Genomic DNA, 24,561 nt, shown 5'->3' on the forward strand with positions numbered 1-24,561 from the left:
TTCTTTTAAAAGAAGGAACTTTCGCCTGCATCTGACGGTTTTTCCGTCAGTGGCCCTGGCACGGCGACGGCGGTGAGCCAGTGCAGCGGCGTGTGCGCGACGAGGACGGCCAGGACTCAGGACGGCAGGTCGACGATGAACTCGCTGCCCACGCCGGGCTCGGACTTCAGCGTCACCTTCCCACCCAGCACCGAGACCAGCTCGCGCACCAGCGTCAGCCCCAGCCCCACGCCGGGCTTGGACTTGTTGTCCAACGGCTCCAGGTGCTGGAAGGGCTCGAAGATGCGCGCCTGGGCCTCCGGAGGAATGCCCGGGCCGGTGTCCCGCACCCGCACCCGCCTCGCGCCGGCCACCACCTCCACCGCCACGTGGATGCCGCCCTGCTGGGTGTACTTCACCGCGTTCATCAACAGATTCAGCAGCACCAGTTGCAGCATGCGCGGGTCCGTCTGCACCACCACCATCCCCGCCGGCCGGGACACCGTCGTCCGCAGCCCCTTGCGGTCCGCCTCGCCGCGCACCTCGACCAGCGCATCCTCCGCCACCGACACCAGGTCCACCGACTCGCGCCGCACCACCAGCCGTCCCTCCTCCAGCTGGTTGTACTGGAGCACCATCTCCGTCATCTCCCGCAGGCGCGAGGTGGAGCGCGTCATGCGCTCGAACATCTCCATCGCCTTCGGCTGGAGCGGTCCCACCTCACGGAGGAAGGCGTGCTGGGTGAGCTGCAGCACCGACAGCGGCGTGCGCAGCTCGTGGGACACCAGCCGCAGCAGCGTGCTCTTGGACTCGCTGGCCCGCTCGGCCGCCGCGCGCGCCGAGCTGGTGCTCTCCAGCGCCGCCTCCAGCTGGCGCTTGCGCAGCCCCAGCTCGCGGGCCAGCACCTCCACGTCCGACGAGCGCGCGTCCAGTGAGCCTTGCAGCACCTCGCGCGTGCGCTTCATCACCGCCAGGTTCGACACCCGCGCCAACAGCTCCTCCGCCACGAAGGGCTTCACCAGGTAGTCCTGCGCGCCGGCGCGCAGCAGGTCCACCCTCAGCGCGTCATCCGCCCGCGCGGTGAGCAGGAGAATCGGCGTGGACTCCAGCCCGGCTCGCGCGCGCACCTCCCGCACCAGCTGGTCTCCGCCCATGCGCGGCATCATCAAGTCACTGACGATGACGTCCGGCCGCAGCGTCTCCGCCTGCCGCAGCCCGTCCTCGCCGTCCGTCGCGGTGGCCACCCGGAAGTCCTGCGCCAGCGTCTCCGCCACGTAGCGCCGCATCTCCCGGGTGTCCTCCACCACCAGCACGCGCGGGCGGAAGGGGTCCTCGGGCACCGCCTCCTCCGGCGCGTCCGCCGTCGGCCGCAGCACGTCCACCTCGGCGCGGGCCGCCAGCAGGGAGGGCTCCGGCTCGGGTACCGTCTGGAGCCGCGCATCCGAGGGCGCCAGCAGCGGCAGCTCCGCCACGAAGCGCGCTCCGCCCTCCGGGCGCTCCTCCGCGCGAATGCGCCCCCCGTGCAGCATCACGAAGTCGCGGGCAATGGCCAGCCCCAGGCCGGTGCCGCCGAACTGGCACGAGGTGACGCCCTCGCCCTGCCGGAAGCGCTCGAAGATGACCTCGCGCAGCTCCGGCGGCACGCCGGGCCCGCTGTCCTCCACCACCAGCCGGCCCCACCCCGCCTCCGCGCTCAGGGCCACGCGGATGGCTCCGTCCTCGGGGGTGAACTTCACCGCGTTGGAGAGCAGGTTGAGCACCACCCGCTGCAGCTTGTCCGGGTCCACCTGCGCGGGGAGCATGCCCGGCAGCTCCAGCGAGAAGCGCAGGCGCCGCTCCGCCATCAGCCCCTCGAAGTTCTCCACGCACAGCCGCACCAGGCGCGCCAGGTCCGTCTCCGCGTAGGACGCCCGCATCTGCCCCGCGTCCAGCTTCGCCACGTCCAGCAGCGCATTCACGTGCCGCATCAGCACGCGCGAGTTGCGCCGCACCACCTCCAAGTCCTTCTGGTCCTGCGCGGACAGCCCGCCCCGCTCCAGCAGCCGGTCCACCGGGCCCAGGATGAGCGCCAGCGGCGTGCGCAGCTCGTGGCTGACGTTGGCGAAGAAGCCGGTGCGCTGCGCCTCGGACTCCTTCAGCTTCGCGTAGAGCGTCTCCAGCTCCCGGCTGCTCTTCTCCAGCCGCACCCCGCGCTCCTCGGACAGCCGCGCGGACGCCACCACCTCCGCCACCCGGCGCCGCAGCGGCACCAGGTACAGCCCCGTGGCCACGGACGCCACCGCCGTCACCGCCTTCACGCCTCCCGCCAGCCAGTAGGCCGAGTTCCACACGTTCCACACCTCGACCAGGTGCGTCAGCCCGCACGCGCCGATGAAGAGGCCGAAGGAGAGAATCATCCCCCCGAAGGGCAGCCGGATGCGCCGCACCAGCACGTACAGCGACAGGGAGATGAAGAGGTAGGCGGCGCCGATGAGCGTGTCGGACAGCACGTGCAGCACCACCAGGTCCGGCTGCCACTGGTAGCAGTGGCCGTGCGGCATGTACCAGGCGCCATAGAGGAAATCCCTCAGGCCCTCGGCCAGCGCTCCCTCCGTCCCGGGTGGGGCCTCAACGGACAGCACTCCATGGCCCGCGTGGCCGTGGTGGTCAGTCATGACGCTCCCTGAGCTTTCGCATGGGGCGGAAAGGCCCCCCTGGCCCCTCCTCTCCCGACGCGAAATGGCATTTCACGCAAGTCGGGCAAGCCGCGCCACCCCCCTCGCCTGGGGAAGCAGGTCAGCGCGGTGGGTGCAGGACAGTCGCCCGGGCGGCGAAATGGCGTAGAGGCGCGAGCCGCCGTCAGCAGCGGAGCGCGACGGGAGGCGGGGCGTGCAGTCGCAGCCGCACGCCCGAGCGCGGGTGGGGGAGTGCGAGCGACTCGGCATGCAGCAGGTAGCCGCCGTCGCCGGGGAGCCCGGGGTTGTCAGCCCGCGGCAGGCCTCCCGCGGCGAAGAGCGGGTCCCCCACGAGCGGGTGGCCGATGAAGGCCAGGTGGATGCGAATCTGCTCGGGACGCCCCGTGTGGATGTCCACCTCGAAGAGCGTGTGTTCGGCGCGCCGCTCCAGCACCCGAGCCGTGCTGTGGGACGCTCGTCCCCGCTCGCTCGCGCCGTGCACCTCGCCCAGCCGGGGATGGGGCACCAGCCCGATGGGCGCGCGAATGTCGTAGTCCCCATGGGCGGCGAGCCCGAGGGAGAGCGCGCGGTAACGCTTGTGCACGAGGCCCTCACGCCAGCTGCTCGCCACGTGGGAGGCGGCGGCGGGCGTGCGCGTGAAGAGCACCAGGCCCGACGTGGCGCGCCCCAGGCGGTGCATGGGGACGGCCTCGGGCCAGCGCGCCTGCACCAGGGAGAGCAGCGTGTTCTGGAGGTAGCCCCCCGCGGGCAGCGTCGGCAGCCCGGGCGGCTTCACCACGGCGAGCAGCTCCGCGTCCTCATGCACGAGCTCGAAGGTCCGTGGCGTGTCGGGCTCCTCCCACGGCGGACGGTGCCAGCACAGCCACTGCCCCGCCCTCAGGGGCTCCAGCCCGCCCACGATGACGCCATCCAGCTGCACCTCGCCCCGCTCGAAGCGCGCCCGCCACTCGGACTCCGAGGAGTGACGGTACCGGTCCGCCAGGTGGGCGAGCGCGTTGAGGCCCCGGCGGTGCCCGAGCTGCTCGCGGTACACGTAGCCGTCATTGAGCAGCACCGGGGCCTCTTCCGCCTACTTCTTCGAGCTGCGCAGGTACCGGTAGAACTCGGAGTCGCTCCCGAGGAACAGGGAGGTGGAGCGGTCCACCACCTGGGGATAGGCCTCGAGGGTGCGCATGAACTGGTAGAACTCCGGGTCCCTGCCGAAGGCGTCCGCGTATATCTTCGTCGCCTCGGCGTCGGCCTTGCCGGTGATGTCCTGGGACTTGCGGTAGGCCTCCGAGCGAATCTCCTTGAGGTCTCTTTCCCGCTGGCCGCGGACCTCCGCCGCGCGGCCCATGCCCTCCGAGCGGGAGCGCTCGGCGATGCGCCGCCGCTCGGAAATCATCCGCTCGAACACCTTCACCTGCACCTCGTCGACGTAGTTGATGCGGCGAATCTGCACGTCCACCAGCTCCACGCCGAACTCCTTGACGATGTCGGCGGCCCGGTCGCGAATCTGCCGGGTGAGCTTGTCCCGGCCCTGGGCGACCTGCTCCAGCGACTCGCCGCGCTCCTTCTCGGTGATGTACTCGTCGTCCTCGAACGGGCGGTTGGTGGAGCGCACCGCCTCAATCAGGGCGAACGAGGCAATGGTGTTGCGCGTCTCGCCGTCGATGATGTCATCGAGCCGGGACTTGGCGTTGCGCTCGTCGCGCAGGCGCTGGAAGAAGCGCAGCGGGTCGACGATGCGCCAGCGACCGAAGGTGTCCACCCAGATGTACTTCTTGTCCTTGGTGGGAATCTGGTTCGGGTCTCCCCGCCAGTCCAGCCAGCGCTTGTCGAAGCGGTTCACCGTGTCGACGAAGGGCAGCTTGAGGTGGAGTCCGGGCGCGACAATCGACTGCCCCTTGGGCTCGCCGAACCGGGTGATGACGGCCTGCTCGTTCTCGCTCAGCGTGTACGTGCTGGAAAACCCCAGCACGATGGCGAGCACGGCAACCACGGCGATTACGACAGTGACGCGGCTCATCGCTGGGCCTCCGGCTTGTGGGTGGCGCTCGCGGGCACGGGGTCGTCCCCGTCCATCCGCAACAGCGGGGTGAGTCCCTTGAGCGACTCGTCCACGACGACCTTGTGTCCAGCCCCCTGGAGGACCTGGCTGACGGTCTCCAGGTACATCCGGCGGCGGGTGACGTCCGGAGCCTTGCGGTACTCCTCATGGACGCGGGCGAAGCGGTCGGCCTCACCCCGGGCGCGATTCACACGTTCGATGGCATAGCCCTCGGCGGCGCGCAGCGCCTCCTCTGCCTCGCCGCGGGCGCGAGGAATGGCCCGGTTCCGCTCGGCGTAGGCCTCGTTGATGGCCCGCTCCTTCTCCTGGATGGCCTGGTTCACCTCGTTGAAGGAGGGTTTGACAGGGTCTGGCGGATTGACGTCCTGGAGGACCACCTGCTGGATGTCCACGCCCGTCTCGTAGCGGTCCGCCAGGTCCTGGAGCAGCAGCTTGGACTGGGTGGCCACCGCCTGACGGCCGGTGGTGAGCACCTCGTTGACCGAGTGGTCGCCCACCACCGCCCGCATCGAGGCCTCGGAGATGTCCCGCAGCATCGCCTCCACGTTCTTCACCTTGAAGAGGTACTTGTACGGGTCCTTGATTTTGTACTGGACGATCCACTCCACCACCGCGACGTTGAGGTCGCCGGTGAGCATCAGCGACTCGCGCTGCAGGTCAGGGGAGCTCGCCGCATAGGAGGAAGAGGCGCTCCGCGCGCTGGATGCCTCCGTGCGGAAGCCGAACTCCGCCTTGAGCTGCCGCTGCACGGGCACCTTGACCATGCGGTCGACCCAGAACGGCAGCCGGAAGTGGGGGCCCGGCTCCACGGTGCCGACGAAGCGGCCGAGCCGGAGGATGACGCCGACCTCATCGGGCTCCACCTGCGCATAGCTGGTCAATACGCCTGTCAGCCCCACCAGGCCGAGCAGGACGAAGAGGAGCTGGCGCCCGACAAGGGGCCCCAGCTGTCGTCGAAGCTCACGAAAGATGTCCGACGGTTCCCGCCCTCCGGGGGCGGGGCTGACGATGCGCGGGGGCCATGACATGCATCAGTCTTTGGCCGTCAAAGCACTTTCATGCAAGGGGAACAGCGCGAATCCAGCCAATGACCTGGCGCTCCCTGCCTCCCTCGCTGCCTCCCGGGGTTCCTTCTGGGTCGCCCCGGGCGGCGAAATGGGGTAGAGGCGCGAGCCGCCATGCTCGTGTCGCTCATCATCCCCGTCTACAACGAGATTCCCACCCTCGCGGAGCTGCTGCGCCGCTGCATCGCCGTCGACTTCCCCAAGGAGCTCGTCCTGATTGACGACTGCTCCCGGGACGGCAGCCGGGAGTTGCTGCGCCAGCTCCAGGAGCAGGGAGTGGAGGTGCTGGGGGGCACGCCGCGCAACCGCAACGAGGTGCGGGTGCTGTTCCAGGAGCAGAACCAGGGCAAGGGCTCGGCGCTGCGCCGGGGCTTCGCCGAGGCCACCGGGGACATCATCATCGTCCAGGACGCGGACCTGGAGTACGACCCGCGCGACATCCCCAAGGTCATCCAGCCCATCCTCGACGGGGACGCGGACGTCGTCTTCGGCAGCCGCTTCACGGGGACGCCGCGCCGGGTGCTGTACTTCTGGCACACGGTGATGAACAAGACGCTCACCACGCTCTCCAACATGACGAGCGGGCTGAACCTCACGGACATGGAGACCTGCTACAAGGCCTTCCGCACCGAGGTGCTCCGCTCCGTGGACGTGGAGGAGGAGCGGTTCGGCTTCGAGCCGGAAATCACCGCGAAGGTGGCCCGCGGCAACTGGCGCGTGTTCGAGGTGCCCATCAGCTACCATGGGCGCACGTACGAAGAGGGCAAGAAGATTGGCTGGAAGGACGGCGTGCGCGCCCTCTACGTCATCTTCAAGTATGCGGTGAAGCGGTAGCCGGGGCGCTCGGGGCCGGCGCCCACCTGGAGTAGACAGCGCCATGATGACTCGCGCTCCGCGCTGGCCCCTGCTGCTCTCCGTCCTGGTGCTCACCGCATGCGGCACCGCTTCACCCGCGGTTCGCGCCTGGAATGCGGCCGAGCATTTGGGGGCATGCGGGGCGCGAGGCGCTGACAGGTGCGTGATTTTCGCCTGTGCCGGAGACACCGCCGAGTGCGGTTTCTATGGCTGCGAGGACATGCTCCCCGACGAAGCAGTGGTGGGGACGGAGGAGCTTTCGGAGCAGCCAGGCCCGCTGCTGGCGTCACGTGGTGGGGTATTCGTCAGAGCACCCTTCCTGCCAAGGCACCTGCGCAACCGTCGCATGGGGCTTCGAGGTGATGCCGAGCCCATCCTGGTCTTCGCCATGTACCGGACGCCGGAGGTGGTCCGCCCACTTCCCCTGCCGGCCGGACGGTTCGTCAAACACCACATCTTCCCCCAGGCCGCCGAGTTCCGGCCGTTCTTCACCGCAGCGGGCATCAACATCCACGACTTCACGATGCCCATCCCTCAGCACATCCACTTCCGCATCCATGGTGGAGGCCCCAGTGGCGGCCAGTGGAATCAGGCGTGGAGGAGCTTCGTGCAGGGGAGATTGGGCAGGCGGACCCCTGCGGAGGAAATCTACAAACATGCCGGGGTGCTGATTCACCGCTTCGACTTGATGGGCCGTATCGAGCCCTACTACAGCCGCTGAGGGGCGAACCACCCGAGGAAAGAATGAAGTTCTTCGAGGTCGAGCAGGACACTTCCCGGCGCTACACGGGCAACCTGGGCAATGCCGCTCACAGATGGGGGCTGCCCGGAGTCCAGCCCTGCGCTCACTGTGGTGCCGGAGGGGGCGTCATGGGGCTCCAGTATCCGTGCGTGGACGTGTCGCGGCTCCCGGAAGAGGAGCAGCGGAGGTTGTCCGAGGCATGGCCCGTCCCCTTCTCGGAGTTCAGCAGGCTGCGTGAGCAGGTGAGGCCCCTGGCCCCCCCTGGAGCAAGACTGGAACCTGGGACACGGCTCGGCCCGCTCACGGGCACAGGCTCGGGCACCTTTGGCGCACTGTTCCTGCAGAACCCGTGGTCACTCTTCCTCCGGCGCGAGGCGCTGGAGTCCCTTCGCGCCGAGGGTGTACGTGGGCTCGTCGCCTGTCCCGTGGAGGTGCGCTTCCGCGTAAAGCCCACACCCGAGCTGCTGGAGCCTGAACTCGAGCTTCACGGCCGATTCCATCCCGACTGCCTGCCGCCGGACATGGGTACGCCCTGCCCCGTGTGCGGCGACGAGAAGCTGACCCGCCCGGACTCCATTCTCATTGAGAGGCAAACGCTGCCCGGGCACGTGGACCTGTTCCGGCTGGCCCAGGGCTGGACGCTCATCGTCGTCAGCGAGCGGCTGGTGGACGCGGCGCGGCGCCTGGGACTGGACGGAGTGGGCTTCCGCGAGCTCCAGGTGCGCTGACCGCGCAGCTCACGCGTGCGTGGTAGCCGGCTCCACGGGCCCCTGGGCTGGAGGCGCGGGCGACAGCAGGCCCTTCGCCGCCTCCACCGCGTCGTGCGTGCCCGTGAGCGCGAGCACGTCCCCGGAGCGCAGCACCTCCTGCGCCGTGGGCACGGACACGCTCTCCTCGCCACGCTGAATCGCCAGCACCGTCGCCCCCGTCAGCCCGCGCAGGTTGAGCTGCGCCAGCGTCCGTCCCACCGCGGGGCTCGTCTCCTCCAGCCGGACGGGCACCGGCTCACCCAGGCCGGGCAGCAGCTTCGGCACGTCGTCCAGCGCGTGCTCCTCCGCCCCCGGCTCCTTCGAGTGGGACTGCGCGGCCAGCGCCGCCACGATGACCTGCGCGCCCGCGCGCACGTGCCCGTGCAGGTTCGTCGCGCTCCGCCAGAAGGCGACGCCCAGCGTCAGCAGCAGCGCCAGGATGATGAGCAACCCCGTGGCGCCCCGGAGGAACGGCTGGGTAATCGCGACGACCGGCACCCCGATGATGATGACGGTGACCACCTGGAGCGTGACGACCAGGAGCCGGCGGGGCGCCGCCGCCAGGTCCACCTTCCCATCCGTCCGCCGGGGCAGCGCCACCTCCGCCAGCATCGTCCCGAGTCGGCGCGCCAGGCTGACGACGCCCACCAGGAACGGCACGGAGAGCAACACCGCGGCGATGATGATGAGGTTCTTCGACAGCTCCTGCCCCAGGCCGGTGCGCGCCTCGATGAGCACGGCCACCCTCCCCGCCGCCAGGGACGTCCCAATCACCAGCGCGACGAGCAGCGCCGCGTCCAGCACCAGCAGCCGGATGAGCCGCCGGACTCCCGCGCCAAGCGTCTCGCGCCGGGGCGCTTCCCGCAGCCGCTCCACCCAGGTGCCGTACAGCGTGGCGAACGTCTGCAGCGGCTTGGGCAGCTTCCGGTCCACCCACGTCGCGGTGGGCCCGGACAGCTTGATGAGCAGCGGCGTGGTGAGCGTCGTAATCGCCGAGACGGACACCGCCACCGGGTAGATGAACTCGCGCGTCGCCTTCAGCGACAGCCCCAGGGCCGCGATGATGAAGGAGAACTCGCCAATCTGCGCCAGGCTCATGCCCGACTGCACGGACGTGCGCGTGCCGTTGCCCGTGAGGAACGCGCCCAGCGACACGCTGAGAATCTTCCCGGTGATGACCACCAGCGTGAGCACCAGGATGGCCGCCCAGTACTTCACCACCAGCGCCGGGTCGATGAGCATGCCCACGGACACGAAGAAGATGGCGGCGAAGATGTCCTTCACCGGCTGGACGAGGTGCTCCACCACCTTCTCCTCGCCGGACTCCGCCACCAGCGAGCCCCCCAGGAACGCCCCGAGCGCCACCGAGTAGCCGAACGCCTGCGCCAGCAGCGCCACCGCGAAGCAGATGCCGACGCTCGCCACCAGCGTCGTCTCCGGGCGGTTCAGCCGCACCACGTAGCGCACGGCCCGGGGGATGATGAAGAGCCCTACGGCAACGAGCCCCACCAGGAAGGCGATGAGCCGCCCGGTGGTGAGCGACAGCTCGCCCAGCGACAGGCCCGTGCCGGTGGAGATGGCCGTCAGCGTCGCCATCAGCAGCACGGCGATGAGGTCCTCGACGATGAGCACGCCCACCACCAATTCACGCAGCCGCCCCCGGATGCCCTGCTCGTCGAAGGCCTTGGCGATGATGGTGGTGCTGGAGATGGCGATGATGGCCCCGGTGAAGATGCTCTCCAGGGACGTCCACCCGAAGGCGCGCCCCACCACGAAGCCGAGCCACACCATGATGGTGCACTGGATGACCGCGGTGAGTCCGGCCGTGAAGCCCACCGCGAACAGCTTGCGCAGGCTGAACTCCAGCCCCAGCGAGAACATCAGCAGGATGACGCCCAGCTCCGAGAGCGTCGTCACCACCTCCGGGTTGGCCACCAGGGGGATGGGCACGTAGGGGCCCACGACCAGGCCGGCCAGGATGTACCCCAGCACCACCGGCTGCCGGAGCTTCTGGAAGAGAACGGTCGTCACCGCCGCCACGCACAGGACGATGGCGATGGCCTGGAGGACCTCGTGGGCTCCGTGCATCAAGTCACCTCCGCGCCCCGGAGGGCGCGCACTACCGAAGAATGGAAGAAAGGCCTGGGCCCGCGGGCACGGCCGCCGGAAGGACGACCCGCCCGGCCCGCGCTATCCGGACGACGGGCCGGCAAGGGCCTGCAGGAAGCGGGGCCCTCGCAGGACCGCGTCACCTGGAGGCAGGAGGTCCGCGCAGGGGGCAGGTGACGATGGAGGGCTGGTCCGCGAGGCCGCTCCGCGTGGACCCGGACACCACCGGGTAGCGCACCCGACGGGCGATGGCCGTGTCCGCGATGGCCTGCCGCGCCCGGCCCCAGCGCTGCACCGTGAAGGAGTCCACCGGGAAGCGCCCGCGCGCCGCGCACCAGCGCGCGTGCGCGGGGAAGAGGGACGGCGCGCCCCCAAAGGCAGCCCAGGTGTCGAAGCCCGTGCCCTGGAACCGCACACACGGCTGCTGCGTGGGGCCCCGGGTGAGGAGCCGGTGCCCGGCCTCGCCTTCGACCCCGATGCCCTGGAGGGAACGGGCCGCCGAGAACGGGCTCCTCCGCTCCGGGACGGACTCGGGCAGGCCCGCGCTCCCATGGGCCAGCCCGAGCAGCAGGACCGCGCCCACCAGGACGAGGGGCCACGGCCCGCACGCTCCACTCCCGGCACCGGGCATCCGCGAGTTCTGGCCGGGGGAACGAGTCACTCCATCCTGTTACGACGCGCCCTCCGGGTAAGTAAAGCACGCACGTCACGGGCGGCTCCAGACGGCTTGCCCCGCTGTAGGCCCATGTCCTCCCCGCCCCTGAGGACAGGCGCCCTGTCCTCGGGTGTACAGAGTCAGACGTCGGGCGGGGGCAGGCATCCGGAAGCCCCGGCCCGTGTCGGTCCAGGCACTGCCCCCTCCTGCCGAGGGTTCCTAGGTTCCGGATGTGCTTTCACGATTCTTGCTCTACGGGTGCACGGGGTGGGTGTTGGAGGTCTTGTTCACGGGCGCGGGCGCGGCCCTGAAGCGAGACAGGAGCGCGACCGCGCGCACCTATTTGTGGATGCACCCCATCTACGGAGGCACGGCGCTGGCGCTGGAGGAGGTCTCCGCCCGGCTCAAGCCCCTGCCCCGGCCGCTGCGGGCGCTGGCCTACACCGCCCTCATCTTCGCCGCCGAGTACGGCACGGGCTGGGCCCTGAAGCGCCTGCTCGGCCGCTGTCCGTGGGACTACTCACCCCACCGCTGGAGCGTGCACGGCCTCATCCGGCTGGACTACGCGCCTGCCTGGTACCTTACCGCGCTGCTGTTCGAGCCCGTGCGTGACTCGCTGCTCCACGTCACCAGCGAGGCCCTGCGCCACACGCCCGAGTACCGGCACGCCGAGGAGGCCGGGACGCTGCCGGAGGGGGCGCTCCCAGAGGGGATTCCCGAAGAGGCCGGCGTGGTGGCCAGCCGCTTCGAGCAGGCGCAGGCCGAGGCTGCTTCCCTGTAGTGAGAGCCAGGGCCGTGCGCGTCCGCTGGCCGACTGCTATCCAACCTGAAGTGGAAGCAGCTTCCGGCTTTTCTTCCTCCGTGCTGCGGCGCGTAGTACCTTCCGCGCGTCTCCCCCACGCTCTGGGGGAAATTCCGCCGCCTCCCTGAAAGTTCCCGCCCCCGTATGTTTGACTGGCTTCACACCCTCTTTTCGCGTGACCTCGCCATCGACCTGGGCACGGCGAATACCCTCATCTACATCCGCGGCCAGGGCATCGTTTCCAACGAGCCTTCCGTCGTGGCCGTGCAGCAGGACGCGCGCGGGGGCAAGAAGGTCCTCGCGGTGGGCAAGGAGGCCAAGGAGATGCTCGGGCGGACCCCGGGCAACATCGTGGCCATCCGTCCGATGAAGGACGGCGTCATCGCGGACTTCGAAATCACCGCGGCGATGCTGCGCTACTTCATCCAGAGCGCCCACAACCGCAAGACGCTCGTCAACCCGCGCATCATCATCGGCATCCCCTCGGGCATCACCGAGGTGGAGCGCCGCGCGGTGCGCGAGGCGGCGGCCAACGCGGGCGCCCGCGAGGTCTACCTCATCGAGCAGCCGATGGCCGCGGCGATTGGCGCGGGCCTGCCGGTGACGGAGCCCAGCGGCAACATGATTGTCGACATCGGCGGCGGTACGTCCGACGTCGCGGTCATCAGCCTCGCCGGCATCGTCTTCGCGAAGAGCGTCCGCATCGGCGGCGACAAGCTGGACGAAGCCATCATCCAGTACGTCAAGCGCAAGTACAACCTGCTCATCGGCGAGCGCACGGCCGAGCTCATCAAGATGGGCATCGGCACCGCGTACCCGACGGACGAGGTCATGACCATGGAGATCAAGGGTCGCGACCTGGTGGCCGGCGTGCCGCGCACGCTCACCGTGTCCAGCGACGAGGTCCGCGACGCGCTCGCCGAGCCCGTCAACGGCATCGTCGAGGCCGTGAAGCTGACGCTGGAGCGCACCCCGCCCGAGCTCGCCGGTGACATCGCCGACCGCGGCATCGTCCTCGCCGGTGGCGGCGCGCTGCTGAAGAACCTGGACACGCTGCTGCGCGAGGAGACGGGCCTGCCCGTGTTCCTCGCCGAGGACCCGCTGTCCGCCGTCGTGATTGGCGCGGGCAAGGCGCTGGAGTCGCTCGACATCCTCCGCCAGGTCTGCCAGCCGGGCTGAGTCCCAGCACGGTGCTTCACGGCCACGGCGCCGCGCTCCCGCGACTCTTCGCGAGGGCCGGCGCCGTTCGCTTTTCCAGCCGTTGGCGCCGGGCGTGTTTGACAGGCGTGCGGGCGCTGGACTGTGGTGGCGGCATGCGCCCTTCTTCCCTTCGTCGCAGGCTGTCAGGACTCGCCGCCGCCGCGCTGCTGGTGGCCACCCCCGCCCTCGCCGACTGGTCGGCGGAGGCCACCACGAAGGTGGTGCCCCAGCCCGGACAGAAGCCGCCCCCGGCCACCCAGGGGAAGGTGTACGGGCGCAAGTTGATGCTGCGCATGGACACGCAGCTGCCCGGCCAGCCCGCCAACGCGCCGGGCATGTCCATCCTGTTCGACTTCGAGAAGCGCACGGGCACCACGCTGATGCATGCGCAGAAGATTGCGTCCCAGCGGAGCCTGGATGAGCTGCCCATGAAGCTGCCCATGTCCTGCACGGGGGAGGGGCAGGACTACGACGCCTGCTTCCTGGCGCAGGGCTTCAAGAAGACCGGCACCGAGAAGGTGAACGGCCACCCGAGCACGGTGTACGAGGGCACGGTGCCGGGCATGGACGGAAAGCCGATGCGTCAGAAGATGTGGCGGCCCACGGGCCTGCCCGAGGTGCCCTACGTGCGCGCGCAGACCTTCGGCGCCGATGGGAATGTGATGGAAATCAACCTCACCAACATCCAGCAGGGTGCGCAGCCCGACTCGCTCTTCGCCGTCCCGCCGGACTACCAGAAGATGGACGCGTCCCCATTCGAGGGCAAGACGCCCGCGCAGATTCAGGAGCTGATTCGCCAGCGCATGAGCCAGGGCGCGCCGCCGCCGCAGGGGGGCGGAAAGAAGCCCTGAGCCTCGCGCCCGCCGCTCACGGACGGTGGCTCACGGGCGACGGCGGAGACAGCGCTTTCCTGGGGCTCCGGCACGGCCCCGGCATGAGTGCACGCAACCCACGACAGGCACAGGCTCAGGGCTTGCGGTGCTTCGCGTAGAGCCCGTCCCGCCACTCGAGCAGGTCCGGGAAGCGGTCCGCGAGGGGCGCGTTCGTCCACACCTCGCGTGTCCCGGCCCCCAGCGGCATGTAGCGGTCCTCCGCCGGGCGCAGCATCTGGAGCATGGCCGCGGCGTTGATGTCCGCGTAGGTGAAGCCGCCCTTCAGGTAGGGACGGCCGCCAAGCTCGGCGCGGAGCTGTTCGAGGGCGGGGACGACAGTCTGTTGGATGGCGCCCTCCACGTCGAAGGCCGCCTTGTGCTTCCGGGCGATGAAGTTCGCGCCCATCCGTACGGACGGAGCCATGACGCCCCCAAGCCACCCGGGCACGAAGGAGGGCAGGCTTTCCTTCTGGGCCCGCGGGTTGCGGAGCAGTCCGGTGATGAACTGTGCCCGAGCCACGCCGAGCACGCGGTCACTCGTCTCCTCCCAGCGGGAGATGAGCTCCAGCGCGTCCTGGGGGAAGAGCGGCGCGCCCTGCCCCACCTCCTCCGCCCGCTTCGCGATGTTGAACGAGCCGGTGATGACGCCGCCCTCGTCGGCGAGCTGCGGGACAGAGGGGCGCACGCCGCGCGGCGTGCGCCAGCGCAGCCCCAGCTCGCCGGTGAGTGGGACGTGCTCGCGGTACCGGAAGGCGACGCGATGGTGGTCCAACGCCCAGCGGGCCTTCTCCGTCCAACCCGAGTAGCCGATTCCGTGGAGTGTGCGCATGCAACCCGGGACAGTACGCCGCGCGGAGGCGGCGCCCTAGCCACAAGCGAGTCTCCACCCGCCGGAGCCTCAGCGGTCTCTGCCCAGGCAGAGGCCACAGTCGAGCAGGCAGTCCCGGTATCCAACTCCCAGGCCACAGGACTCGGTGTACTGGCAGACGCCGTCCCCGCAGCGGAAGACATCCCTGGAGCGCAGCCGGGTGGTGATGGGCCGGTAGTGGACGCCGTTGCGGGTGCAGCGCGTGTGGAAGGGCGAAAGGAGGCCCGCGGTGCAGTACGCGTCGCAGCTCCCGAGCGGGATGATGGGCGGGCAGTTGTCCTCCACTCGCTGCAGCGGGCCCGGAGACAGCGCACACCCACGTGGGGAGCTCTGGCTCCCGCGCAGGAGCCCCTGGTCACTGGCCACGAACAGCCCCTCGCCAGTGAAGAGGTTGCCGAAGAAGCAGGCCTCCTCCTCGGAGTACGTCGAGAGCTCCCAGGAGCCGTAGGGGATGGCCTGCCCCCTGCCATTCACCCCCAGCACGGAGATGGCCATCTGGACACCGGTGTTGGTGGTGTGCGCGGCCAGACAGGCCGACACCACCTGCTGCTCGGCCGTGGTGGGCAGCTGCCCCTGGGCCCAGTCCGGCGCGAGTCCGAGCAGCCCCGCCCACAAGTACGAGACGCCCGTGCGCGGGTTGGTGTAGCCGCGGACCTGCCCCGCTGGCACCGCGCAGCGGACCAGGTACCGCATCACCATGTCCGCCAGCGCCGGGTTCGACTGGAACCAGGAGGCGAAGGGGGCCGAGGACAAACCACTCGCGGACAGGCCATTGAATGACAGCCCATTGAAGGACAGGCCATTCGCGGACAGGCCGTTGAATGACAACCCATTGAAGGACAAACCATTCTGCGAGCCCAGCTCCTGCTCCGCGGTGGCCGCCTCGCCGGGGGGCTCCTCGAGGGGCTCCTCCACCGGGCCGCAGCCCGCGAAGACAGCCACCATGGACACCACGAGCACGCTCTCAATATGTCTGGACCGCATGCGCTCCCCCCAATCGTGAGTCATTGACGTCACTGACCGAGACCTCTTTCGAGGCCGCTGGGGACATCCGGGTCGCGCTGTGGAGTCGAGGGTGACGTCCCCTTGAGAGGATTTTCGCGGTGCCACTCCGCCGGGTTGCGGAGGCCACGTCCACTCAAGAAGGAGCGTCGGCAGCGGGACAGCGGCGGCGTGGAGTAGCGGACGCTTACAGGTGAGGCATTGAGCGCCTCCGCCGCGCGCCGAGGGAAGCCTCCGCGCCGGTGGCGGTGCGAGCCACCGGCGCGGGAGCCCCGCCTCAGCGGTAGTAGGGCGAGACGGCCTCGGAGATGCGGGCCACCAGGTCCTCGGCCTCCAGCCGCGCATCTCCGCTCAGCGCCGGGAGCTGCGCGGTGAGTGTCTCCTGCGCGTTCCGCAGGGCGGAATAGGACGCCAGCGTCTGCTGGGTCTTCAGGATGTCCACCATGACGCGACGCGAGCCGTAGGTGCGCACACCGTCCGCGTTGAGCAGGATGGCCTTCACGTCGGCAATCACCAGCGGCAGCAGCGCCGACGTGGCGGGCGGGTTGGCGGAGAAGAAGCCGCGGTCCGCCACCGGGTCCAGGTACAGGCGCGAGAGCAGTCGCCGCGCCAGCTCATCCGCTCGGGCGGCGTACTGCGGGGGCGCGTCGGCGGGCACGTGCAGCGGAGGCCGCACCTGGGCCAGGGCCCCCTGGTAGGCGGTGACCTGGGCCTGCGCGTTGCCCGCGCGCACGAACTTCAGGACGTCGTTGACGTAGAGGCCGAAGAGCCCCTTCTGCCGGTCCAGGTTCACCGAGTTGCGCAGCAGCGGCGCGAGGTACGCGTGGAGCTGCGGAACGAACCACTTCGTGAGCGGCTCATCGAAGCGGTCATTCGGGCTGCAGTACGGGTCGAGGCGTCTGTCCGGGTCCGTGCAGAACGCCTGGGTGGGAAGCTGCTCGGACAGTCCGTAGAGGTAGCGCACGGCCTGCACGTCGTACGGCCCGGGCTGGGTCCCGTGGATGGCGTCGTCGAACTCGGGGTAGTCCATCACCGTGCTGGAGCGGAGGACCGAGTCGCCGCCGTCGTACACCCTCGTGCCCGAGAAGTTGTGGCGCAGGCCCAGCGTGTGGCCAATCTCGTGCAGCACCAGGTTGGTGAGCGCGTTCTCCGCCTTCTGCTTGGGGGTGAGCGAGTCATCCGCCGAGACGTGCACCGGGGCCCCCTCGCCCTCGAGAACCCGGGCCAGCGACAAGTCACACAGCGTGTCGTCCCGCATGCCGGACCAGGACATGCGCAGGGCCTGGAGCGGATCGGCCGCGAGGGTGGGCGCGGCCCCTTCGCCGCCGGCCTCATAGATGGCGTTCGCCATCCACGCCGCGGGGGCGTAGATGCTGGCGCCGCGAATCTCGCCCGTGTTGGGGTTGGTGCGCAGGCTGGCGAAAGCGAGGGGCATGGCCAGGTCCGTGTCGAAGATGAGGACGTTCTTGTCGTCATCCGCGAAGTTCAGCGAGCTGTCGGCCACGACGGCCTCCAGCACCTTGAAGCCGAACGCCGCGTTCCAGCCCTCGATGCCGCGCTTCACCGCGCCCACCACGTCGTACTCGCTGAAGAACGGGTCGTCCTGCACGGTGAGGATGCTGTCGGTGATGTGCCAGCGAATGGGCTTCATCCCCGGGTGGATGTTCCACTTCGCGACCGCCAGCTCGGTCCACCCGCCGCTGTTGGGGATGAGGCGCTCCGCGCCCTGGATGTAGAAGTCCTTCGGTGGCGGCGGCGTGGGCGTGTAGCCCGCGCTCTCCGAGTACTTGCGCAGGGTGAGCCCCAGGGTGCCGGAGCGGCGGTAGGGATTGGCCTCCAGGAAGCCGTGGGAGAGGTCGTCCGGCACGTCCATGTAGCCGGTGAAGACCTGCTCGAAGGCCACGCCGTCCGCCATGCGGCGGAAGCGCTGCGCGAAGCTCAGCTCCACCTGGAACCGGATGTTCTGGCGTCCGTGCAGGTCCCCCAGCACCCCGAAGCGGTTGAGACCCGCCGTCGGGTCGATGAGCACGTACTGGTCCGAGCCGCGCGCGCGGTTGAAGGGCCCGTGGTCGGTGACGACGGGGTACGCCTCCACCAGCACCTCCGGGTCGAACACGTCGCTGAGCACCTTGGTGTCGTCCACGTCCAGGACGAAGAGCTTGCCGTTCTGCTCCTTGAAGCTCACCACCCGCGTGCCCAGCGTGCTGGCGGCGTAGTAGAGGATGCCGCCCGGGTGGTGCTGCTTGAGGAACGCGGACATGAACCACTTCTGCCCCAGCTCGCTGCGCCGGATGGCCAGGTAGAAGCTGGTGCCGGAGTCGTCCACCGCGCCCTGGAGCTTCTGCTCCACCTGCTGCTTGCGCGCAGCGCCCACCTCCTTCGGCACGGCCACGAAGGTCTCATCCAGGGTGACGGGTAGCACCTCGGCGGGAGCCTCCGGGACTTCCGACGCGGGGGAGCTGGTGGGACTGCCGCAGCCGGTGCTCAGCGCGACGGCCAGGGACGCGGCGCCCAGCAACGAGCGACGCATTGGGAATCGACTTCTCCGCATGAGGGACTCCAAGGAGCGGGCCGCGCACGATGCGCGACCCGTGTTGGAGAAACGAAATTCCGCGAGGAGGTTCCCGTCGTATTCCTCGCGCCCCCGGATGCCCCGCGCCGGGCAACGACTTCGGCCTCCGCCGATATGACGTCCGCGCAATCCCGTTGCAGCTTGAGTCCTGTTGCGTCAGTCCATCAACTGCTGCGCCAGGTACACATGGTGCAGCGCCCAGCGGCGCGCATTCAGCAGCGGGTCCGCGTCGTTGGAGTGCCCGCCGTCGGTGTTCTCGTAATAGAGGTACGGCAGCCCCATGGCCTCCAGCCTGGCCGCGAACTTGCGCGCGTGGCCGGGGTGGACGCGGTCGTCCTTGGTGTTGGTGGTGATGTACGGCTTGGGGTAGCGCACGCCCGCCTTGAGGTTCTGGTAGGCGGAGTACTTCGCGATGAACGTGGCGTCCCCGGGCACCTCCGGGTTGCCGTACTCGCCCACCCACGACGCGCCGGCCGGCAGCTTGTGGTAGCGCAGCATGTCGATGAGCGGGCTCTCGATGACGGCCGCGTTGAAGAGGTCCGGGTGCTGCGTCATCGCCACGCTGGTGAGGACGCCACCGTTGGAGCGCCCGTAGATGCCCATGCGGCGCGGGGAGCTGACCTTCCTGCGCACCAGGTCCTCCAGCACCGCGGCGAAGTCGTCGAAGGCGCGCTGCCGGTGCTCGCGCAGCGCGGACTGGTGCCAGCGGGGACCGAACTCGCCGCCGCCCCGGATGTTGGCGACCACGAAGGCGCCGCCGCGCTCCAGCCACAGCTTGCCGACCTCCGGCAGGTATACGGGCGTCTTGGAGACCTGGAAGCCGCCGTAGGCATGCACCAGCGTGGGCGCGGCCCCGTCCAGCTTGCGCGTCCGGGAGCGCACCACGAAGTAGGGCACCCGCGTGCCGTCCTTCGACGCCACCCAGAACTGGTCCACCCGGTGGCTGGACGCGTCGAAGCGCGCCGGCAGGGACTTCACCTGCTTCGCCGTCCCCGTCCCGGCGTCTCCCAGCCATAGCGCCGTCGGCTCCAGGAAGCCCTGCGACTTCACGAAGAGCCGGTCATGCGCCGAGGAGGTGGCGGTGATGCCCACCGACGCGTTCTTCGGCAGGGCCAGCCGCTTGCGAGTCCAGCGGCCCTTCACCGGCGTGTAGACGTCCAGCGCGCCCTTCACGTCCTCGTACACGTTGACCAGCAGCCTGCCGCGCGTCGCGGACACCGAGTCGATGGCCTGGCGCGGCCCGGGCTGGAGCACCAGCGTCGGGCGGGCCTTCGCGGCGTCCGCCTTCAGCGCGGCAAGGGAGTACGCGAGCAAGGCGCCCTGCTTGAAGCGGCCCCAGTCCTCCTCAATCGAGAAGACGACCTGGCCCTCCACGAAGGCCTGGAAGGACGCCTTCCGGGGAAGGGGCACGCGCGCCGGGGCCGCGTCACCGAGCAACCAGAACTCGGACTCGAAGAAGGTCACCGCGCGGTTGGCCAGCACGGCCTGGAGCCGCCCCTCCGCATCCCTGAGCAGGGTGGGCGAGACGTGCACGTCCGTGCGCTGGCCCCGGAACGCCTCCTGGGCCTCCGCCAGCGGCGTCCCGCGCTTCCAGCGCTTGAGCACGAAGGCGTAGCCGGACTCGGTGAGGGTGTCGCCGCCCCAATCCCGGCCCACCAGCAGCGTGTCCGCGTCCAGCCACTCCGAGGACTGCTTGCCCTCCGGGAGCCGGAAGCCGCCCTCGATGAAGGCACCGGCGGCGGCGTCGAACTCGCGCACCGTCACCGCGTCCTTGCCACCATCGGAGAGCTTCACGAGGCACCGCTGGTCCGCGGGCGGCAGGCAGTCGCTGCCCTTCCATATCCAGTTGGTGCCCTCGGCCTTCGACAGCGCGTCCAGGTCCAGCACCGTCTTCCACTGGGGGGCCAGGCTGGCGTAGCTGTCGAGCGAGGTGTGCCTCCACACCCCGTGTGGGTTGGCGGCGTCCTGCCAGAAGTTGTCCACGCCGCCCGCCCGGAAGTCGGGGGTGGGGATGCGGTCGGTGGCGGTGAGGAACCCGAGCGCCTCGGTGTGGAAGGTCTCGAAGCGCGGGTCCTTCTCCAGCGTCGCCAGCGTCTTCTCGTTCTGGGCGCGGACCCACTCCAGCGCCCGGGGGCCCTGGACCTCCTCCAGCCACAGGAAGGGGTCCTCCTCGGCACCGGCCCCGGAGGCGGTCAACAACCCGGTCAGCATCGACGCGACGAACACCCTGCCCATGTCCTCATCTCCCATTGCCGAAGGCGGGCCCCCAACACCTCGCGGTGCCTGGCATTCCCACGGCGGCCACACACGCTTGCAACCCGCGCGGGCTGCCGTCATGGTCCGTCGCCAGCGCCGCTGCCACCGCGTGCGCCCTGTCGCCCATGAGCTTCTCGCCGCCCGTCACACCTCCCTCGGATGTCCTCGCTGTCCTCCGCGCGCGCGGCTACGCCGTCCTCAGCCGCACGGGCCTGTGCGAGCTGGTGGGCACGCCCGCTCCCGCGCTCGACCCGCTGCTGCCGACCTGGAACGACCTGCCGCTCGACGGGTACTTGAGAGACGGCGGGCGCTATCGCTCGCGCCGGCACTCGTGCTTCGTCATCGACGGCGACGCCGTTACCCAGGTGCCGCACCGCGCGCACTGGCAGCCCGTCGAGTACAACGCGCTGCACGGCGGGCTGGAGCGCTGGTTCGAGCCGATTACCCCGGCCGTCGTCTCACAGTCCGTGTGGCCCCAATTGCTGCGCGGGCTCGCGGCGTGCTGCTCCGCGCTGAAGGGGACGCAGCCCTGGTACGTCGAGGCGCACCAGTTCCGCATCGACACGACGGATGGCATCGGCCGGCCGACGCCCGAGGGCGCGCACCGCGACGGCGTGGACTTCGTCGCCGTGGTGCTCACCGGACGTGAAGGCATCAAGGGCGGCGAGACGCGCGTGTTCGAGGCAGCGGGGCCGAGCGGCATCCGCTTCACGCTCACCGAGCCCTGGTCCGCGCTGCTGCTCGATGACGAGCGCGTGATTCACGAGAGCACGCCCATCCAGCCGCTGGGTGGGAAGGGGCACCGCGACACGCTGGTGCTGACCTTCCGCGCGAAGGGCTTCCAGGGTCCGGTCAGTCCACTGGAGTGAACTCGGCGGTCGTGAAGCCGTCGCCCTCTTCCCCTGCGTCGAAGTACGCCTCGACGGGATGGTGCCATTGAGGGTCATAGCGCACCGTCGCCTGGACGGAGGACTCGTCGAAGGCCCGCGCCACATGCTCGAAGAGCGCCTCGACGGTCGGTGCGGTCGCCTCGGTGAGCCCTGGCGTGGGCGTTGCCCCCACGCCGACCCAGGTCAGCGATACGACCTGCTGCTCGTTCACCTCGATGCGCCAGGGGCCCCTGCCGGGCGCCGCGCCCGTCACGGTGTAGTCGAATCGGTAGCGGCTCGGACGCACCGCCTCCCACGACTTGCGCTCGGAGTCCAACTCCTCCCGCTGACCGTCCCCGCATCCCACCGACCCGAAGATGAGGGCCCCGGTGAGCGCCTGCATGACGGCCCTTCTGCTCCAGCCAGACCGCGACATGATGCCTTCCTCGCAACGCATCCCTGGCGGCCGGCCCCGCACACCACACACAGCGGTGTGCCAGAGGGAATAGGCCGCAGTCAAATCGCACGTGCTCGTTGCGCGACGTCGACGCCGTGTACCTCGTGGCCCCCATGCTGGCCGGAGACCCGTCCCAGGTCATGGTGTGTTGCGAATCACCGGCCGGCCACCGCGCGCGTTGCGCGAGGTCGCCACCCGGCTCGCGAAGGCGGGAGGTCTTCTTCCTGTGCGCGACGGCCATCCCCCGGTATGACGCGGGTGTGACGACCGCTGGACGAGTGCCCCTGTTCGAGAACGTGCGCGGCGCGCTCGTCGTGCTCGTGGTGATGGGGCACTCGCTGGAGCCGCTCCTCGCCCGCGAGCCGCTGGCGAGGGCGCTCTACACGGCCCTCTACCTGTTCCACATTCCCGCGTTCGCGTTCCTCTCCGGGCACCTGTCGCGCGCGGAGCTGAACAGGAAGGCCCTGGCCGGCATCGCGTGGTCGCTGCTCGCGCCGCTCGTCATCTTCCAGGCGCTGTATGCGGCGTTCGACGCGTGGGTGCTGGGACGAGGGTGGAACTGGCAGTGGCTGGTGATGCCGTACTGGCTGCTCTGGTTCCTGCTGAGCCTCGCGTGCTGGCGGCTCATGCTGCCGCTGCTTCGCCGTCTGCCCATGCCCCTGGGGGTGTCCCTCGCCCTCGCGCTCGGAGCGGGCCTGCTGCCGTGGGTGGGCTATCTCTTCGGCCTCTCGCGCACGCTCGTGTTCCTCCCCTGCTTCGTCGCGGGATACCTGGCCCGCAGGGAGTGGCTGCTGGGCGACACGGGACGGAGCGGCCCGCGCCGACACGCGCTCGCCGGGGCCCTGTTCCTGGCACTGGCGGGCTTCGTCTGGGCCATGGCCACCGGGAGCGTCTCCGCGCCGAGCCCACAGTGGTTGTACGGCAGCACCAGCTACGTGGCGCTCGGCGCGGATCCACTTACCGGAATGGCGACGCGACTCGCGCTCTTCTGCTGTGCGCTCGCGCTCACCTGGGGCGTCTTCGTGTTGTGTCCACGAAATGACGGAGCCCTCACACGTCTGGGAGGGCGCAGCCTTGCGCCCTTCCTGCTACATGGGTTCGCGGTGCGTGGCATCGAGAAGGTTGGCGGCTTCTCCCTGATTCACGGAGCCACGGGCGTGCTGCTCGTGCTGCTCGGTGGTGCAATTCTCGCGGTGCTGCTCGGACAGCCGCTCATCGTGCGCATCACTCGCCCACTGTGGGAGCCGCGACGACTCTTCCAGCGAGGCTGAGGACAGGGCGGTACGCAAGGACCCGCCCCCTTGGCGTCTATTGAGAAGAACGGGCCCAGCCTGTCCGGCCCGCGCCTCACTCCCCAGTGAGAGGTGCCCTCATGCGCTCTTTGCCCCCCTCGGATGTGTCCCCCCGCCACGCAGTGGTTTGCGGGAGCAGCCTGGCCGGCCTCCTCACCGCGGGGCTGCTCGCACGCCACTTCGAGCGAGTCACCCTGGTGGAGCGGGATGCGCTGCTGGACTCGAGCCACGTGCGCAAGGGCGTGCCGCAGGGAACGCAGACCCACGTGTTGCTCAAGCGCGGGCTGGACATCGCGGCGGCCATCTTCCCCGGACTCCTGGATGATTTGCAGGCCGCCGGCACCCAGGTGACGGACATGTCCGCCGACTGCGCGTGGCACGTGGCCGGCGTCTGGCGCAAGCGCATCCACAGCGGTGTTTCCCTGTACTCGCAGACGCGGCCCCTCTTCGAGTGGCGCGTCCGCTCCATGCTGGCGGCGCTCCCCAACGTGCGCATCCTCGACAGGCACGAGGTGACGGGCTTCCTCTACGACGTGGCGGGTACGCGCGTCACCGGGCTGAGGGTCCGCGTGCCCGGGTGCCTCGAAGAGACACGGCTGGAGGCAGAGCTGGTGGTGGACGCTGGCGGCCGGGGAAGCCGGACGCCCCAGTGGCTGGAGGAGGCGGGCTTCCCCCGCGTGGAGGAGACGCGCTTCCAGATTGATGTGGGCTACGCCACGCGCCTCTACCGCAAGCCCGCGGGCTTCGACGCGGGGTGGAAGTCGATGATCATCTCGGCCGAGCTGCCGCGCCTCCGTCGCTTCGGGTGTCTCTTTCCCGTCGAGGGAGACCGGTGGGCGGTAACCCTGAGCGGCTGGCTCAAGGACTACCCTCCCTCGGACGAGGACGGCTTCCTCGCCTACGCGCGCTCCCTGGCCCAGCCACACCTGTACGAGGCGATGAAGAACGCCGAGCCGCTCGGGCCCATCCCCACCTACCGCTTCTCCCACAGCCAGTGGCGCCACTATGAGCGGCTGCCTCGCGTCCCCGAGGGACTGGTGGTGGTGGGTGATGCGTTCTGCTCGTTCAATCCCGTCTACGGGCAGGGCATCACCACCAGCGCGCTGCTGGTGGAGCAATTGGGCGAGAGTCTGCGCAGCGGCCTCGGTGGACTGTCGCGCCGCTACTTCGAGCAGGCCGGCCGACTGCTGAAGAGTCCCTGGGCCATGTCCACCACCGAGGACCTCCGGCTGCCCGAGCTGGACGAGACGCGCCCGCTGGGGAGCAGCTTCCTCTACTGGTACGGAGAGCGGTTCCAGCGGCTGACCGCGACGGACGACGAGGCCGTGCGGACCTTCATGGAGGTGATGCACATGCTCAAGCCGCCGGAGGCCATCTTCTCGCCCCGGCTGTTCTGGAAGACCCTGGCCGGACAGCCCACGCCCTCGAAGCTGCCCCGAGGTCCGGAGCCGCTGTCGGCGCGCCTCCCCAGGGCGGCCTGAAGCGCGGGCGCG

Annotated in this window: 20 protein-coding genes; 9 read left to right on the forward strand and 11 right to left on the reverse strand. The window is 69.8% G+C overall.

What is annotated here, in order from left to right; genetic code table 11:
- Positions 1-116: 116 nt before the first annotated feature.
- The 4 genes from G4D85_RS30850 to hflK all read right to left on the reverse strand — a co-directional run bounded on the left by G4D85_RS30850 (position 117) and on the right by hflK (position 5,732).
- Positions 117-2,633 carry an ATP-binding response regulator gene (locus G4D85_RS30850; protein WP_164017617.1) on the reverse strand — a complete coding sequence of 839 codons (2,517 nt, stop codon included), beginning with the start codon at positions 2,631-2,633 and terminating at the stop codon, positions 117-119.
- Positions 2,634-2,817: 184 nt separating this feature from the next.
- Positions 2,818-3,708: an RluA family pseudouridine synthase gene (locus G4D85_RS30855; RefSeq protein WP_164017618.1), complete on the reverse strand. Its 891-nt coding sequence runs from the start codon at positions 3,706-3,708 to the stop codon at positions 2,818-2,820.
- A 15-nt stretch (positions 3,709-3,723) separates the two neighbouring features.
- Entirely contained in the window at positions 3,724-4,662 is a 939-nt protein-coding gene (gene hflC / locus G4D85_RS30860) for a protease modulator HflC (RefSeq protein WP_164017619.1), read from the reverse strand.
- Positions 4,659-5,732 carry an FtsH protease activity modulator HflK gene (gene hflK / locus G4D85_RS30865; protein ID WP_164017620.1) on the reverse strand — a complete coding sequence of 358 codons (1,074 nt, stop codon included), beginning with the start codon at positions 5,730-5,732 and terminating at the stop codon, positions 4,659-4,661. Before hflK ends, hflC begins: the two co-directional genes overlap by 4 nt.
- Positions 5,733-5,882: 150 nt before the next feature.
- Here hflK and G4D85_RS30870 point away from each other — a divergent pair, with 150 nt between their 5' ends.
- Genes G4D85_RS30870 through sitI6 form a run of 3 tightly spaced genes read left to right on the forward strand, consistent with a single transcriptional unit; the run spans position 5,883 to position 8,093 of the window.
- Positions 5,883-6,602: a glycosyltransferase family 2 protein gene (locus G4D85_RS30870; protein WP_164017621.1), complete on the forward strand. Its 720-nt coding sequence runs from the start codon at positions 5,883-5,885 to the stop codon at positions 6,600-6,602.
- A 46-nt stretch (positions 6,603-6,648) separates the two neighbouring features.
- Positions 6,649-7,344: a SitA6 family polymorphic toxin lipoprotein gene (gene sitA6, locus G4D85_RS30875; protein ID WP_240359599.1), complete on the forward strand. Its 696-nt coding sequence runs from the start codon at positions 6,649-6,651 to the stop codon at positions 7,342-7,344.
- 23 nt (positions 7,345-7,367) lie between these two features.
- On the forward strand, positions 7,368-8,093 hold the full coding sequence (gene sitI6 / locus G4D85_RS30880; protein WP_164017623.1) for a SitI6 family double-CXXCG motif immunity protein: 726 nt from the start codon (positions 7,368-7,370) through the stop codon (positions 8,091-8,093).
- A 9-nt stretch (positions 8,094-8,102) separates the two neighbouring features.
- On the opposite strand, the gene G4D85_RS30885 is transcribed toward sitI6, so the two are convergent.
- Together G4D85_RS30885 and G4D85_RS30890 are read right to left on the reverse strand one after the other, a co-directional pair.
- Complete coding sequence (locus tag G4D85_RS30885; RefSeq protein ID WP_164017624.1) at positions 8,103-10,202, reverse strand: monovalent cation:proton antiporter family protein; 2,100 nt, start codon at positions 10,200-10,202, stop codon at positions 8,103-8,105.
- Between the two features lie 160 nt (positions 10,203-10,362).
- Positions 10,363-10,884 (reverse strand): hypothetical protein, encoded by a 522-nt coding sequence (locus G4D85_RS30890; RefSeq protein ID WP_164017625.1) that lies wholly within the window; start codon positions 10,882-10,884, stop codon positions 10,363-10,365.
- 226 nt (positions 10,885-11,110) lie between these two features.
- Between G4D85_RS30890 and G4D85_RS30895 the strand changes: the two genes are divergently transcribed.
- The 3 genes from G4D85_RS30895 (at position 11,111) to G4D85_RS30905 (ending at position 13,731) form a co-directional block, all read left to right on the forward strand.
- Entirely contained in the window at positions 11,111-11,659 is a 549-nt protein-coding gene (locus G4D85_RS30895) for a putative ABC transporter permease (RefSeq protein ID WP_164017626.1), read from the forward strand.
- Positions 11,660-11,824: 165 nt separating this feature from the next.
- Positions 11,825-12,859: a rod shape-determining protein gene (locus G4D85_RS30900; protein ID WP_011556714.1), complete on the forward strand. Its 1,035-nt coding sequence runs from the start codon at positions 11,825-11,827 to the stop codon at positions 12,857-12,859.
- A gap of 134 nt (positions 12,860-12,993) precedes the next feature.
- The gene (locus G4D85_RS30905) at positions 12,994-13,731 is read left to right on the forward strand and encodes a hypothetical protein (RefSeq protein ID WP_164017627.1); all 738 of its coding nucleotides are present in this window, start codon (positions 12,994-12,996) and stop codon (positions 13,729-13,731) included.
- Between the two features lie 115 nt (positions 13,732-13,846).
- Here G4D85_RS30905 and G4D85_RS30910 read toward each other — a convergent pair whose 3' ends face one another.
- From G4D85_RS30910 to G4D85_RS30925, 4 genes are all read right to left on the reverse strand, one after another.
- Positions 13,847-14,581: a glutathione S-transferase family protein gene (locus G4D85_RS30910; protein WP_164017628.1), complete on the reverse strand. Its 735-nt coding sequence runs from the start codon at positions 14,579-14,581 to the stop codon at positions 13,847-13,849.
- Between the two features lie 69 nt (positions 14,582-14,650).
- Positions 14,651-15,604, reverse strand: coding sequence for a hypothetical protein (locus tag G4D85_RS30915; protein WP_164017629.1), 954 nt, complete (start codon positions 15,602-15,604; stop codon positions 14,651-14,653).
- Positions 15,605-15,899: 295 nt separating this feature from the next.
- Positions 15,900-18,152: a zinc-dependent metalloprotease gene (locus G4D85_RS30920; protein ID WP_164017630.1), complete on the reverse strand. Its 2,253-nt coding sequence runs from the start codon at positions 18,150-18,152 to the stop codon at positions 15,900-15,902.
- Between the two features lie 198 nt (positions 18,153-18,350).
- Positions 18,351-20,429 carry a prolyl oligopeptidase family serine peptidase gene (locus G4D85_RS30925; RefSeq protein WP_164017631.1) on the reverse strand — a complete coding sequence of 693 codons (2,079 nt, stop codon included), beginning with the start codon at positions 20,427-20,429 and terminating at the stop codon, positions 18,351-18,353.
- Between the two features lie 146 nt (positions 20,430-20,575).
- Between G4D85_RS30925 and G4D85_RS30930 the strand changes: the two genes are divergently transcribed.
- Positions 20,576-21,319, forward strand: a complete 744-nt coding sequence (locus tag G4D85_RS30930; RefSeq protein WP_164017632.1) for a 2OG-Fe dioxygenase family protein — start codon at positions 20,576-20,578, stop codon at positions 21,317-21,319.
- On the opposite strand, the gene G4D85_RS30935 is transcribed toward G4D85_RS30930, so the two are convergent.
- On the reverse strand, positions 21,303-21,755 hold the full coding sequence (locus tag G4D85_RS30935; RefSeq protein WP_164017633.1) for a DUF6174 domain-containing protein: 453 nt from the start codon (positions 21,753-21,755) through the stop codon (positions 21,303-21,305). The two genes, G4D85_RS30930 and G4D85_RS30935, sit on opposite strands and share 17 nt — an antisense overlap.
- Positions 21,756-22,036: 281 nt before the next feature.
- On the opposite strand from G4D85_RS30935, the gene G4D85_RS30940 reads away from it, so the two are divergent.
- Together G4D85_RS30940 and G4D85_RS30945 are read left to right on the forward strand one after the other, a co-directional pair.
- On the forward strand, positions 22,037-23,047 hold the full coding sequence (locus tag G4D85_RS30940; RefSeq protein ID WP_164017704.1) for an acyltransferase family protein: 1,011 nt from the start codon (positions 22,037-22,039) through the stop codon (positions 23,045-23,047).
- Positions 23,048-23,148: 101 nt separating this feature from the next.
- Positions 23,149-24,549, forward strand: coding sequence for an NAD(P)/FAD-dependent oxidoreductase (locus tag G4D85_RS30945; protein ID WP_164017634.1), 1,401 nt, complete (start codon positions 23,149-23,151; stop codon positions 24,547-24,549).
- Positions 24,550-24,561: the final 12 nt, after the last annotated feature.

It is taken from the genome of Pyxidicoccus trucidator (genome assembly GCF_010894435.1).
GTDB classification, from domain to species: domain Bacteria; phylum Myxococcota; class Myxococcia; order Myxococcales; family Myxococcaceae; genus Myxococcus; species Myxococcus trucidator.

Coding starts and splice junctions, on each gene's coding strand:
- G4D85_RS30850 (WP_164017617.1), bottom strand. CDS start 2,633: ATGACTGACCACCACGGCCACGCGGGCCATGGAGTGCTGTCCGTTGAG.
- hflC (WP_164017619.1), bottom strand. CDS start 4,662: ATGAGCCGCGTCACTGTCGTAATCGCCGTGGTTGCCGTGCTCGCCATC.
- hflK (WP_164017620.1), bottom strand. CDS start 5,732: ATGTCATGGCCCCCGCGCATCGTCAGCCCCGCCCCCGGAGGGCGGGAA.
- G4D85_RS30870 (WP_164017621.1), top strand. CDS start 5,883: ATGCTCGTGTCGCTCATCATCCCCGTCTACAACGAGATTCCCACCCTC.
- sitA6 (WP_240359599.1), top strand. CDS start 6,649: ATGACTCGCGCTCCGCGCTGGCCCCTGCTGCTCTCCGTCCTGGTGCTC.
- sitI6 (WP_164017623.1), top strand. CDS start 7,368: ATGAAGTTCTTCGAGGTCGAGCAGGACACTTCCCGGCGCTACACGGGC.
- G4D85_RS30885 (WP_164017624.1), bottom strand. CDS start 10,202: ATGCACGGAGCCCACGAGGTCCTCCAGGCCATCGCCATCGTCCTGTGC.
- G4D85_RS30900 (WP_011556714.1), top strand. CDS start 11,825: ATGTTTGACTGGCTTCACACCCTCTTTTCGCGTGACCTCGCCATCGAC.
- G4D85_RS30905 (WP_164017627.1), top strand. CDS start 12,994: ATGCGCCCTTCTTCCCTTCGTCGCAGGCTGTCAGGACTCGCCGCCGCC.
- G4D85_RS30910 (WP_164017628.1), bottom strand. CDS start 14,581: ATGCGCACACTCCACGGAATCGGCTACTCGGGTTGGACGGAGAAGGCC.
- G4D85_RS30915 (WP_164017629.1), bottom strand. CDS start 15,604: ATGCGGTCCAGACATATTGAGAGCGTGCTCGTGGTGTCCATGGTGGCT.
- G4D85_RS30920 (WP_164017630.1), bottom strand. CDS start 18,152: ATGCGTCGCTCGTTGCTGGGCGCCGCGTCCCTGGCCGTCGCGCTGAGC.
- G4D85_RS30925 (WP_164017631.1), bottom strand. CDS start 20,429: ATGGGCAGGGTGTTCGTCGCGTCGATGCTGACCGGGTTGTTGACCGCC.
- G4D85_RS30930 (WP_164017632.1), top strand. CDS start 20,576: ATGAGCTTCTCGCCGCCCGTCACACCTCCCTCGGATGTCCTCGCTGTC.
- G4D85_RS30935 (WP_164017633.1), bottom strand. CDS start 21,755: ATGTCGCGGTCTGGCTGGAGCAGAAGGGCCGTCATGCAGGCGCTCACC.
- G4D85_RS30945 (WP_164017634.1), top strand. CDS start 23,149: ATGCGCTCTTTGCCCCCCTCGGATGTGTCCCCCCGCCACGCAGTGGTT.